The sequence below is a fragment of the Paenibacillus sp. Paensp38 genome, from assembly GCF_059491915.1.
Genome location: NZ_CP168516.1, coordinates 5,573,411 through 5,586,826, shown reverse-complemented (window position 1 = coordinate 5,586,826; position 13,416 = coordinate 5,573,411). Strand labels below are relative to the sequence as shown.

The following is a 13,416-nucleotide window of genomic DNA, read 5'->3' as shown; positions in this document are numbered from 1 at the left end:
ATAATGCTCGCTTGTCGCGAAAGACGAAACAAAACCGAAGGCCTCTACGATGATCTTCATTGGCCGCAATCCATGCGTGCCTGCCGTTGCAGACATAACAAAACCCTGCGCCACTGGCACAGGGTTTTGTTATTCTATACTTCCCACACAAATTGCGGGTGGCTTATTTTAATAAGAGTGGCCCCGATGGCGGGTAGCCAGCGGAGCGGGCAGAATTGTTCTGAAGAAGCGCAGCGTTTGCCTTTATCCCCGGATTCAAACATCGAATGTTTTAAAATCAAATGAATCTGGGGATAACAGCAATCGGAAGAACAATCTGCACGTGAAGCGACCTTTTCTCGCCCACCACTCATTTAAAGTAAACTAAGGCGCAAATATAAGATCAATGACATGCTGCCAGGTTCTCCATTCAAATACGCCTGACAACCCTTGCTTACCTACAATTACATATCCTGCAATTAAGCCGCCTAACAGCGATAACAGGAGCAGCAACGGAACTATGAAATAACGAGCAGTACGCCAGCGGGACTTCGTCTTTACAGGCACCGGACGGGAATCAGATTGTTCTTCTTTCATCACCAAATCCTTAAGCCCTCAGATTGTTGGCCATGTTCATCATCGTATCGCTAGAAGTTAATGCCCGTGCCGCCATTTGATACATCCGCTGAACTTGCATCATATCCGTCATTTCGCCCGCTAAATCCACATTAGATTCCTCGAGATAACCGGAACGCACAGATACGTCCGCTGGAACAGCACCTGCCACACCTGCAGCTCCGAATACATTTGCCTCTGTTACACCATTCAACAACACGAACAGGTTATCATCCCGCTGTTCCAGTCCTTCTGGACGCTGTACATCCATTAGCTTGATTCTCTGACCAACTGTCGGAATCCCAGTTCCATTAGCACGAATCAGCAATTCGCCATCCGAGTTAATAGCCACCTTGGAACCCGCTGGAGCAGTCACAGGAACATCATTGTTATCTAGCACGGAGTAGCCTTCAGCAGTGGTCAACATCATCGTCGCACTATCACTCGGATCAGGAATAAAATGAAAGCTACCATCACGGGTCCAAGCTTTTTGCCCATTTCCCTGAACTTCAAACATGGCATTACCCTGGATCGCCAGATCAGTAGGAAGTCCCGTCTCCTTGAGCGGACCTTGCTCCATATTTTTCATGATTGCAGCCGTTTTAACTCCGTAGCCCAAATTATAACCGAGCGGCATGGCCCGTCCATTTTGGAGATACGTTGAAGGCTGTTGTTTCACATTGGCCAATACATCTTCAAAGGAACCCTGTTTACTCTTATAACCAACTGTATTGACATTGGCAATATTATCGGCAATTAAATCCAAACGCTGCTGCACACTGGCCATAGATACCATTGCACCAATCATGGAGTTGTTCATCACTTACCCCCTGTTATACACGGCCTACTTCATTAACGGCCTTGTCCAAGCTTTTATCATAAAATTGAATTACCTTCTGATTCGCTTCGTACGCTCTTAACGCAGCCATCATATCCACCATTGACTGTGAAGCATCTACATTAGATACCTCCAGGTAACCTTGACGAACGGATACAGCATCATTAGCGGTCATCATTCTAGCTGTAGCACCATCAGTATCATTCAGGCGGAAATTCCCATTACCCTCACGAACGAGCTGATACGGACGATCAATGACACTAATACCGAGCGTCGTCCCCAACGTCTGGTTGGACTGGCTATCTACCAATTCGCCCCGCTCATTTACTTTAAGCGCTGAGACAGCCCCGGTCAATTGAATTGGTTTTCCATTCGTATCCAGCACCGCTGAGCCAGTCGATGAAAGCAATGCTCCCGCTCCATTTACTTGAAAATGCCCGTCACGTGTATAACGAACATTACCATTACTGTCCCGCACCGAAAAAAACGCTTCTGGACGGTAGGTGACTTCACCGTTAGCATTGATGAATTTTCCCGCCTGATCAAAAGCCATAGGTTGACCAGTAGCTGGGTCGTTCACATTAATATTGGACTGTATCGCAAAATCCGTCGCTTGTCCACTGTCCTTTAATGCTCCCTGAATGTAAGGGGAGAGGCTTTCCTCAGCAAAAACGCCAGTATTGAGCTTGCCGACCGTACGGTCCGGGTTATCAGGGTTACCACCCGTCATGGAAATAAGCATTTCGGGGAAAGAACGCTGAACACTGTTCTCCTGTTTGTATCCCGTCGTATTCATATTAGCAATATTTTGCGTCACGGTGTCATGGCGTCGTTGTTGTGTCATCAATCCGGCGGCCGCAGTATATAAACCTCTCAACATGTAACGTGCACCCCAATCCTATACTCTGCTAAAATCATATGCTCGCGCGGAGGCACGAAGGCCAAAATGCTAGGCAACCTGCCTGACCGCACACGAGTCTCTTATAGTCACTATCGGCAGATTAGAACTTTTTCTTAACCACATGATCCAAATTATCTAGCATAATTCCTGTACCTTTAACAACACAATGCATCGGATCTTCGGCAACCAGTACGGGAACGCGCAGTTCTTCAGCAAGTAGCTCGTCCAATCCGCTAAGCAAGGCACCGCCACCAGTCAAAATAACACCACGGTCAATAATATCAGCTGACAGTTCCGGTGGGGTCTGCTCCAATACAAACTTGGCCGCAGCAACAATCGCTGACACAGGATCTCTAAGTGCATCCTGCACTTCATCTGCAGATATACTTAACGTTTTGGGCAATCCGGATACCATATCCCGTCCACGGATGTCCATCTCTGCACGACGTCCACTCGGATGCACAGTTCCGATAGCAATCTTGATATCTTCAGCCGTACGTTCTCCGATCAGAAGCTTGTACTTCGTTTTTACATATTTCATGATGGCTGTATCAAATTTGTCCCCTGCCATTTTAATGGAAGAAGCTGTTACGACATCCCCCATAGAGAGGACTGCAACGTCAGTCGTTCCGCCACCAATATCCACTACCATGTTGCCGCTAGGCTCAAAAATATCCATTCCTGCTCCAATGGCAGCCGCTTTTGGCTCTTCCTCCAAAAATACTTCCTTGGCCCCGCTACGTTCCGCCGCTTCACGAATCGCTTTTTGCTCCACTGAGGTAATGTTCGTTGGCGCACAAATTAGAATACGAGGGTGGCTGTACCAGCTTTTCCCCCCCACCCGATTGATAAAATATTTTAACATCGCTTCTGTTACTTCAAAATCGGCGATGACACCATCACGTAATGGACGGATGGCTATGATATTACCAGGAGTACGTCCCACCATACGGCGCGCTTCCTCTCCGACAGCCAGGACTCTTTTTGTATCGCTTTCTATCGCGACAACGGAAGGTTCGTCAAGAACAACCCCCTTCCCTTTGACGTGGATAAGCACGTTGGCCGTACCGAGGTCGATACCGATATCATTACTGAACATATTAAAAAGGCCCCCAAAGTGATATTTTAAAAAGCTAAGATTCGACAAGAAGCGGCAAATATATGTATAAACCTACGGTTACATGTCATTTTTCGTCTTGTACCATCTTTTAACATATCATACTTCAGGGGGTTGATTCAATGGCTTTGCCAGCCAATTCACTATATATTTTTAGGACTTGCCGGAAACGAGAATCTCCCTTCGTTTGCCACTCGTTTTTTTGTACTTAATTTTCGTGGCTTCTCCCCCCCGCAGATGGCGGATGGATTTATGGTATTCAAGAATGTGCTTCACCTGATCGGCAAGATCCGGGTTGATTTCAGGCAGCCGTTCGGTCAGATCTTTATGCACCGTGCTCTTGGAGACACCAAATTCCTTGGCAATCGTACGGACCGTATTCCTTGTTTCCACGATACAGCGACCGATTTTGATGGTCCGTTCCTTGATGTAATCGTGCACGCTCCCGCCTCCCTACTGTGGATAGTTTGGTACATTATATGAGGAGCGTGCCTATATATTCGCGGTTTGGCGGGAAGACATGCTTCGGAAGGCCTATTTATTTGGCAAAAGCAGCTTATGTTTACCTTATGCACAAAAACTACACAAGAAAAAAGCAGGGAATATGGATTCCCCGCTTTGCATGCAAAGCCATGACCAGATTTATTTTTTAGGAAGCAGACCTGCTGGATTCACAGGCTTGTCATCCTGATACACTTCAAAATGCAAATGTGTTTTCAAATCCTTTTCAAGCTCGTTACGACCCGCTGAAGCAATCACATCGTTTTGTTTCACTTGATCGCCTTCTTTTACTTTCAGATCACTCAAGCTTTGGTACACCGTTTTGAGATTATTATCATGCGTAATTTCTACGACATTACCTACCAGCGGATGTTGTTCCACACGAGATACTTTGCCACTCAGGGCGGCTCTTACTTCAAACGCCTGATCGTCAGTCCGGGAAAGATCAATCCCAGTGTTAGCGGTAAATGTTTTATCGTACTCTACCATAGCTGCCGCCTGCTCATCAGCGGTCGCGTTCTCATCAAAGAACGGCTTTACGACCTGTACTGCGCCAGCATCTGCCACTGGCCATGCGATATTTTCCGACTGGGCAACGACTTCCACGCTTTCTGGCTGTTGTCCGTTAACATCGGTATTCACTGCACTTGTGCTTTGTACCGATGGACTAGCTGGGTCAGGTTTGAAAGACTTCTGGCTGGCATCCTGATAGACCCACACTAAAGTTAGTATAATGGCTGCTGCGGCAATGTAGGCTGCCGGGTATGCCCACCTTTTGGACAACAGCTTTTTCCACGAAGACGGCCGTGAAGCTCTTCCACCCTGAAAGGTTTTGGGTGTTTCTTCATGGTTTTGGTTCTGGTTTTTATTTTGTTCATTCATTTGCTCATCACCTCAGTAACCAGTGTTACCGGGTGCAACTCTTTTATACTTCAAAGTTTCGAAATATTTACTAACTTAGAATACGAGAGGCTTGCGCAAAAGAAATGCCAGTATAATAGTGAAGGAGTATTTGAGTGGCAGTATGACCTTCTTTGGCCATTCCATTGGCTCCCCACTGACTCATACCAACACCATGACCATAGCCATAGGTTGTTATAGCAATCCGGTCCCCTTCAGCCTTCCACGTAAACTCAGCCGAACGCAACCCCAGTTTGTTACGGATCTCCGGTCCCGTAAAGATTGAGCCACCAACTTCAATCTTCTTGATGCGATGTCCTTCTGTCTTGGAGAGTATACGAATCTCTGGCATACTTCCTCCTCCAGTAGAGGCGGCAATTGCAGTACGACTTAACCCCAATCTATCGAACACGCTTTGACGACTCAGTGTGACGGTTTCTGAATAACGCGGGGCCAACTGCTTGTCCCATGGACTTGATACGCTTCGTAAATAGGGCACTGCCTTCGCCCACACATCCTCTGAATTTTCGGTGTAGCCATTGCTAGTAGAAAAAAAAGATGCCGTAATGGGCTTGCCTTCATATACCATGATCGTATCCTTGGTGTCTCGTACGGCCTGCTGAATTTTAGCCAGCTCTGCGGATTTACCAGAATGCCCCCATTCTCTAGTAAGTTTAGCTTTGGAGATATAAGCCTGATGTTTAACAGTATCCGTCACATCTGCTCCCGCAGGGGCACCGCTAGTGTCATCAGCCAGCAAGCGCCGGGCAATGAAGGTACGCGCGGCTATGGCCTGCGCTTTCAGTGCCTCCCCCTCAAAGCTGGGCGGCATTTCGGCAGCTACTACGCCGACAATGTATTGCTCCAGCGGTAACGTCTCCGTGCGACCGGTGGACGTGACATACACACGCACGTCTGGCTCTGCCGCCACCGGTACGCTACGCGTTGGCGCAGCGGGCACCGCTGGCATCGGCGGGACGCCCGGTAAGCGCGTGACGGGCGTCTCACCCTTTGCCGTCACGCTAGGCGCAGCCGGTACTGCCGTGCGGCTGCTTGGCGGCACCGGCTGCGCCGTCTGGCGAGGCCACGCCATTAGCGCGGGCACAGCCATGGCAAGCACCAGCACCCCTGCCATGGCGGCGAATGGCAGCCATGGGCGGCGGCTGCCCCAGCGTGGGGCACGCCCGGCGGAAGGACGCAGGTGCGGCAGCGGGCTTGCAGCGCGTGTGTCATGGGCCGCTACTCCAGCGATAGGCAGAGCCGTATCAACAGAGTTCACAGCGGAAGGCACGGCTGTTGTACCCCGATTGGGCTTGACGCCAGTCGGCAATGTACCTCTTGCGTCCGGCTGCTGTTGCATAAGCTTATTTTTCTGTAACAAGGTAGCTATAGAGCCAGTGTCTTCCTCCGCAAATAAAGCCTGGCGATGTTCCTTAGGATGATGAATGGGTATACGGATGCGAACCTGCGAATCTTTCATAGGCTGAAACCTCCATCAAAGGGCTAAGTGTCCGGCTGGAAGTATAGATATACTCCAGCAGATATTTTCAATCATATGAAGTCGTCCACTTTGATAGAACCATTTTAAGAGAACTGAAAGAATGAAAAAGACTGGCTATAAACAATAAAAAGAACCAGTCCTTTCGGACTTGGTTCTTCGTTGTTTAAGAATATACTTATGCAACATGAAGCTACATGCGTTAAAGCTTAGGCGAGGGAAGGCTGAATCTTCTTAAACAGATTCCCAGACGCCTCTTCCGGCATTACGCGCTCTGTACTGGGTGAATGATCCAGTTTGGACTCTTCCACGGTCACTCTGTAAATGTCCGCTCCCAATCCGGTCAGCTTCTCAGCCAAATGAACGTAACCACGATCGATGTGATGTACGCCGGATACCTCCGTTGTACCTTCTGCAATGAGTCCGGTCAGAATCAACGCAGCACCTGCACGCAAATCTGTAGAGGTTACTTTCGCACCTGTCAGCTTAGCATTACCCGTTACAATGGCAGAACGGCCTTCGACCTTAATCTCCGCATTCATGAGATGAAATTCATCCACATGCATGAAACGATTTTCAAACACGGTTTCCGTAATAATGCTCGTTCCTTCAGCGGCAAGCTGAAGTGCCATCATCTGTGACTGCATATCGGTAGGAAAACCTGGATAAGGCAACGTTTTAACATCAACGGCTTTTAACGGCTTATCTGCAATGACACGAATTCCGTTCTCATCAGGTTGAATGGTTACACCCATTTCTTCCATCTTGGAAATAACCGGACCCAAATGATCGGATATTGCGCCTTCTACATATACGTTCCCGCCTGTGATCGCAGCAGCAACCATATAAGTACCTGCTTCTACCCGGTCGGGAATGACGGTATGTTTTACACCATGCAGCTTCTCAACGCCTTCAATACGAATAACGCCCGTGCCCGCACCACGTACTTTGGCACCCATTCCATTCAGGAAATTTGCGAGATCAACAATCTCAGGTTCCTTAGCAGCATTCTCGATGGTAGTTACGCCCTCAGCAAGAGTAGCGGCCATCATAATATTCTCGGTTGCCCCTACGCTGGCTACATCCAAATAAACTTTAGCTCCACGCAGACGCCCGTTACTTTTAGCTTCAATAAAACCTTGGCCCAGGCTAATTTCCGCGCCCAATGCCTCAAAACCCTTCAAATGCTGATCAATGGGTCGCGTTCCGATTGCGCATCCGCCTGGAAGCGAGATTCTTGTACGTCCCAAACGCGTAAGCAACGGTCCCATAACCAAGAATGAAGCGCGCATTTTCCTAACCCACTCGTAAGGGGCTTCACAGGAAATTATCTTCCGCGCGTCAACACGAATGACCTCATCTTGGTATGTAACGCCTGCTCCTAAGGACTCCAGCACTTTGTTAATGGTCATCACATCGTCTAGAGGAGGTGCATCAATAATGACACTTTCTCCTTCTTCTCCTAGCAGAGAAGCGGCGATGATCGGCAGAACTGAGTTTTTGGCTCCGCTGACTTTGACACTCCCGGTCAATCTGTTGCCACCGCGGACGATAAATTTGCTCATCTATGGTTCCCTCCGCGCGTCATTTCTCTTTTCCATTCTGGAAAAAAAGAACATATTCCGCTATTTTCATGCCTTGCTTTTTCATTACATAAAAAAACAAGATTTTACTAATACCCTAACTGCCATCATACCACTGATTAAAACAAGTATACAAGCGTTTTTTTGTACTTGACGACCATTGTACTCTAACTGATTCAGCCAGCTATACATGTATGGTTCTTTTGTTTACCATTGTTAACAATATGACGCGATGTTATTCGACAATTCCCGCAGAGACACAGTCATAAGGTCATATAACCCGCCTACTTCATGTTAAAACAAATTCTAGAGCATCTGGCTCCAAGAGATGTAGCTCAACAGGAACCCCGAAACCAACTGTCCCAAAATAATAGCAAGAAACAAGTGCAGCAATCTGCCCTGCGGTCCTTTGGGTTGTCGGATTAACAAATCCAGCTTTAAGCTCTGTAAAGCCCACCAAGCTAATGCTATACAGAGGAGCGATACGATCATAGAGATCAGCGCGGTCATACTCGCCGATTGACTTAGCTGTTCAGCCAATTGCTGTTTCCCGTTCAACCATAATTCCCCCCATCTGCGTCACAGACTTCTTTATAATACTCGGCGAACGCCTAATATGCCAGTGCTATTTCTGTTTTTAGGACATTTATTTCGACAAAATGTGATTAATCACTTCTGTTTCGTGAATTTAAAAGGTACTAAATACCTAGCAGCCAGGCAAGAAATAGGACTGTACATTTGGTAATAACAGCTAAAAAAAGAGTCCGATCACAGTGATCGAAGGAAGCAAGGTTCCTCCTCACCCTCTACCGGACATTTTCTGGCAGAAGTTATGAATTGGTCTCCTTGTCGTTCCATCCGTATACTATGCCGAACCCTTTTAAAATTCCACTTAAACTCCAATATTAATTCTTATTGGTTCTGATGCTTGTAGCATTTAGACGGTTAAGCGCCCGTTGCAGAGCTACTTCCGCCCGATGATGATCTATCTGTTCCTGCTTGCTCTGGAGCCGCAGTTCTGCCCGCTCCCTTGCCGCACGGGCACGCTCCACATCAATTTCTTCGGAACGTTCCGCACTCTCAGCCAAAATGACCACTTTATCCTTGCGGACTTCAAGAAAGCCCCCATTGACCGCGATCACTTCAGTTTGACCACCGATTTTAATGCGTATCGGTGCAATCTTCAAGGGAGTGACCAAGGGAAGGTGTCCGGGCAAAATCCCAAGATCGCCTTCCGAGCCGCGAACACTGATGCTGTTTACCTGTTCTGTATAGACCAGGCGCTCCGGCGTCACAATCTCTAGTAAATACGTGCTCACTTGAATCCCTCCTGGAAGCTGTCCGCAGACAGCTCACTTCGTAAGGCTCGGCTAATCTTTGCCTGTATGTTTACAGCGTTTTAGCTTTTTCAACTGCTTCTTCGATGGCTCCTACAAAAAGGAAGGCCGCTTCTGGAAGGTGGTCATACTTGCCTTCCAAAATTTCTTTGAAGCTTCGTACAGTTTCTTTAACCGGCACATATTTACCCGGGAAGCCGTTAAATGTTTCGGCAACGTGGAAAGGTTGAGAAAGGAAACGCTGGATTTTACGTGCACGTGCTACCAACATTTTATCTTCTTCACTCAGCTCATCCATACCCAGGATGGCAATGATATCCTGAAGCTCATTGTAGCGGGCCAAAATTTGTTTTACCCCTTGCGCTACATTGTAATGCTCTTCACCCACAACGTCTGGAGCCAAAATCCGGGAGCTTGATGCAAGTGGATCAACCGCCGGGTAAATACCCATTTCGGAAATTTTACGTTCCAGATTCGTTGTAGCATCCAAATGGGCAAACGTTGTAGCAGGAGCAGGGTCAGTGTAGTCATCCGCAGGCACGTAGATCGCCTGAATGGAAGTAACGGAACCTTTTTTAGTAGAAGTAATCCGTTCTTGCAATTGACCCATCTCAGTAGCCAGCGTAGGCTGGTAACCTACTGCTGAAGGCATACGTCCCAACAGGGCAGAAACCTCAGAACCCGCTTGGGTAAAGCGGAAAATGTTATCAATAAAGAGCAACACGTCACGGCCTTCTTGGTCACGGAAGTATTCCGCCATCGTCAGACCTGTGAGAGCTACACGCAAACGTGCACCCGGAGGCTCGTTCATTTGTCCGAACACCATCGCTGTTTTGTTGATAACGCCGGAATCTCTCATTTCATGGTACAAGTCATTTCCTTCACGTGTGCGTTCACCTACACCCGCAAATACAGAAATACCACCATGCTCCTGAGCGATATTGTTAATCAATTCTTGAATGGTTACGGTTTTACCTACACCAGCACCACCAAACAATCCGACTTTACCACCTTTGGCATAAGGAGCCAGCAAGTCGATAACTTTAATACCCGTTTCGAGCATCTCTGCTTGAGTTGTCAGCTCATCGAAAGAAGGAGCTTGACGGTGAATTGGGTTTCTAGCCGTTTCACTCATATCAGCACCATTATCAATTGGCGTTCCAAGTACGTTAAATACGCGTCCAAGAGTTGCTTCGCCGACAGGTACTGAAATAGGTGCTCCCAGATCTATGGCTTCAGCTCCACGAACCAAACCATCTGTGGAAGACATGGCAATACAACGCACACGGTTGTCACCTAGATGTTTTGAAGCTTCGAGCGTCAGGTCAATTTTGACTCCGCTCTCCAGCACAGTCCCAATATGAATGGCATTCAGGATTTCCGGAAGTTGTCCACGTTCAAACTCAACGTCGACAACCGGACCCATGATGCTCACTACGCGTCCTTTGTTCATCTTTTGGTTTCCCTCCTACAAGCTTGCACAGCCGCAAATCCGAACCACTCTGATTTGTTTTGCGCCCGCAATTTATCATAATAGTGTAGACTCTGCTATAAAACAGTCGCTATAAGCCTGATTAAGACTGAGCACTTGCTCCTGCAACGATTTCCGTAATTTCCTGGGTAATAGCCGCTTGACGAGCACGGTTATAGGTCAAGGAAAGCTCACCAATTAACTTGGAAGCATTCTTCGTAGCAGATCCCATTGCCGTCATCTTCGCTCCCAGTTCACTAGCTTTACCATCCAGCAAAGCGCCGTAAATGAGCGTTTCCGCGTAACGTGGCAGCAATACTTCCAGCACTCCTTCTGGTGAAGGCTCATACTCATAGTTAATTGAGGATGAAGCTGTAGCTGAATCCGGTGTCGCCATTGGTAACAGACGGTCAACTGTTGGAATTTGAGTCAATGCGTTGACAAAGCGGTTATAGCATAGATAAAGCTCATCAAATTCTTTAAGTTCAAAGCCTTGTACAGCCTTGCTTGCAATCGTTTTGATATCTGCAAAAGCAGGTGTATCCGACAGATCTGTTACCGATTCAGCGATAGGAAATTCACGACGTCTAAAATAATCCCGTCCTTTTCGCCCAATGATGAAAATCACAAATTCATCCTGTGAACGGTGACGTTCAGAAATCGTCTGCGTAACCTGTCGTAAAATATTGGCGTTATAACCACCAGCCAGACCACGATCAGATGTAATGATGAGATAAGCAGTCTTTTTAACCGGACGCGTTTCCAGCATTGGATGCTTGATGTTATTCGCTCCAGAAGCAATGCTACTCACAACTTCCTTAAGCTTTTCCGAGTAAGGACGAGCCGACTCCGCTTTCTCCTGAGCTTTTCTCAGCTTGGATGCAGCGACCATTTCCATCGCTTTCGTGATCTGCTTCGTACTCTGCACACTTTTAATCTGACGTTTAATCTCGCGCATACCTTTTGCCATGATTTCACCACCTTCAAGCTTTGGCAAAGCCAAAGCTAACTTCGTAAGATTCAAATCCAGCCGGGCATATGTTAAAGGGCCTGTTATTGAGGGTAAAACATGCCAAGGAAGCCAAAACCCGGAGGGCACGCTTCCTTAGAACATCTTTCATCATAAACAGGCAAATTCCAATGTATTATACCGACGTGGCGAATGATTTTTTGAATTTCTCGATAGCTGCCTTCAAAGCCGTTTCGTTATCAGCCACCAAGTCTTTCGTGTCGCGGATAGATTGAAGCACGTCCTGATGGTCAGACACCATGAAAGACAGGAAGTCTTTTTCAAAACGTTTTACATCCGCTACAGGGATATCATCAAGGAAGCCTTTTACAGCAGTATACAAGCTCACTACTTGTTGCTCTACAGCAAGCGGTTGGTTAACACCCTGTTTCAGAATTTCCATCATGCGTGCGCCGCGATCCAGACGGGCTTTTGTGGATTTATCCAAGTCGGAACCGAATTGGGAGAACGCTTGAAGCTCACGATATTGAGCAAGATCCAGACGCAGGGAACCTGCTACCTTTTTCATTGCTTTAATCTGAGCTGAACCACCTACACGAGATACGGAAATACCTACGTTGATCGCCGGACGTTGTCCTGCATAGAACAAGTCAGCTTCCAGGAAGATCTGTCCATCTGTGATGGAGATAACGTTGGTTGGAATATATGCAGAAACGTCGGAAGCCTGTGTCTCGATGAACGGCAATGCGGTAAGTGATCCGCCGCCCAACTCATCATTCAGCTTCGCTGCACGTTCCAGCAAGCGAGAGTGAAGATAGAAAACGTCACCCGGATATGCTTCACGGCCCGGTGGACGACGCAGCAACAGGGACAATTCCCGGTAAGCTGACGCTTGTTTAGTCAAGTCATCATAAACAACAAGGACATGCTCGCCTTTGTACATGAAATACTCACCCATAGCGCAGCCAGAGTAAGGAGCAATGTACAGCAATGGTGATGGCTCGGAAGCTGATGCCGTAACGACAATCGTATATTCCAGCGCACCGTGACGACGCAATGTTTCAACAACTTGAGCTACCGTGGATTGTTTTTGACCAATAGCGACATAAATACATTTCATGCCGTTACCTTTTTGGTTCAAAATTGCATCGATTGCGATAGATGTTTTACCTGTTTGACGGTCACCGATGATCAACTCACGTTGACCACGACCAATTGGAACCATCGCATCAATAGCTTTAATCCCCGTCTGCATAGGCTCATGTACCGATTTACGGGCCATAACGCCTGGAGCCTGACTTTCAACCGGACGGAATTCTGTTGTAGCAATCGGTCCTTTACCGTCTACTGGTTGCCCCAATGGGTTAACTACACGTCCAATCATTGCTTCCCCTACAGGGACCTGCATGATCTGGCCTGTACGTTTTACTTGACCACCTTCACGAATGTCGGAGAATTGACCCAAAATAACAACACCGACATTGCTTTCTTCCACGTTGAGCGCCAAGCCCAATACGCCAGTGTCGAATTCAACCAATTCACCGGCCATAACTTTTTCCAGTCCGTAGACGCGGGCAATACCGTCGCCGACTTCAACAACAGTGCCGACTTCAACGACCTCGATATCATTTTTATATTGTTCAATCTGACTTTTAATCAATGAACTGATTTCCTCAGGTTTGATACTCAAGTGTGTTCACCCCTAT

13 protein-coding genes are annotated in these 13,416 nt (G+C 47.5%); all 13 read right to left on the bottom strand.

Translation table 11 applies throughout. The annotated features are described in order from the left end of the window. Positions 1 to 363: 363 nt before the first annotated feature. Positions 364 to 576 (bottom strand): DNA-directed RNA polymerase subunit beta, encoded by a 213-nt coding sequence (locus tag ACEN8J_RS24845; protein ID WP_069010007.1) that lies wholly within the window; start codon positions 574 to 576, stop codon positions 364 to 366. Between the two features lie 10 nt (positions 577 to 586). Continuing rightward, positions 587 to 1,414, bottom strand: coding sequence for a flagellar hook-basal body protein (locus ACEN8J_RS24840; protein WP_069010008.1), 828 nt, complete (start codon positions 1,412 to 1,414; stop codon positions 587 to 589). 13 nt (positions 1,415 to 1,427) lie between these two features. Next, positions 1,428 to 2,312: a flagellar hook-basal body protein gene (locus tag ACEN8J_RS24835; protein ID WP_069010009.1), complete on the bottom strand. Its 885-nt coding sequence runs from the start codon at positions 2,310 to 2,312 to the stop codon at positions 1,428 to 1,430. A 121-nt stretch (positions 2,313 to 2,433) separates the two neighbouring features. Next, the gene (locus tag ACEN8J_RS24830) at positions 2,434 to 3,432 is read right to left on the bottom strand and encodes a rod shape-determining protein (protein WP_023990703.1); all 999 of its coding nucleotides are present in this window, start codon (positions 3,430 to 3,432) and stop codon (positions 2,434 to 2,436) included. A gap of 171 nt (positions 3,433 to 3,603) precedes the next feature. After that, complete coding sequence (spoIIID, locus tag ACEN8J_RS24825) at positions 3,604 to 3,891, bottom strand: sporulation transcriptional regulator SpoIIID (protein WP_007432737.1); 288 nt, start codon at positions 3,889 to 3,891, stop codon at positions 3,604 to 3,606. 201 nt (positions 3,892 to 4,092) lie between these two features. Next, positions 4,093 to 4,833, bottom strand: coding sequence for a M23 family metallopeptidase (locus ACEN8J_RS24820; protein WP_029514614.1), 741 nt, complete (start codon positions 4,831 to 4,833; stop codon positions 4,093 to 4,095). A gap of 70 nt (positions 4,834 to 4,903) precedes the next feature. Continuing rightward, positions 4,904 to 6,331, bottom strand: a complete 1,428-nt coding sequence (gene spoIID / locus ACEN8J_RS24815; protein WP_241113436.1) for a stage II sporulation protein D — start codon at positions 6,329 to 6,331, stop codon at positions 4,904 to 4,906. 227 nt (positions 6,332 to 6,558) lie between these two features. Further along, positions 6,559 to 7,914: a UDP-N-acetylglucosamine 1-carboxyvinyltransferase gene (gene murA / locus ACEN8J_RS24810; RefSeq protein WP_029518503.1), complete on the bottom strand. Its 1,356-nt coding sequence runs from the start codon at positions 7,912 to 7,914 to the stop codon at positions 6,559 to 6,561. 324 nt (positions 7,915 to 8,238) lie between these two features. Next, entirely contained in the window at positions 8,239 to 8,490 is a 252-nt protein-coding gene (locus ACEN8J_RS24805) for a DUF1146 family protein (RefSeq protein WP_039271550.1), read from the bottom strand. A 347-nt stretch (positions 8,491 to 8,837) separates the two neighbouring features. Next, the gene (locus ACEN8J_RS24800) at positions 8,838 to 9,251 is read right to left on the bottom strand and encodes a F0F1 ATP synthase subunit epsilon (RefSeq protein ID WP_013312322.1); all 414 of its coding nucleotides are present in this window, start codon (positions 9,249 to 9,251) and stop codon (positions 8,838 to 8,840) included. A gap of 70 nt (positions 9,252 to 9,321) precedes the next feature. After that, entirely contained in the window at positions 9,322 to 10,722 is a 1,401-nt protein-coding gene (atpD, locus tag ACEN8J_RS24795; protein WP_029518505.1) for a F0F1 ATP synthase subunit beta, read from the bottom strand. 121 nt (positions 10,723 to 10,843) lie between these two features. Continuing rightward, entirely contained in the window at positions 10,844 to 11,710 is an 867-nt protein-coding gene (gene atpG / locus ACEN8J_RS24790) for an ATP synthase F1 subunit gamma (protein WP_023990707.1), read from the bottom strand. A 175-nt stretch (positions 11,711 to 11,885) separates the two neighbouring features. Further along, positions 11,886 to 13,400, bottom strand: a complete 1,515-nt coding sequence (atpA, locus tag ACEN8J_RS24785) for a F0F1 ATP synthase subunit alpha (protein ID WP_029518506.1) — start codon at positions 13,398 to 13,400, stop codon at positions 11,886 to 11,888. Between the last annotated feature and the right edge of the window lie 16 nt (positions 13,401 to 13,416).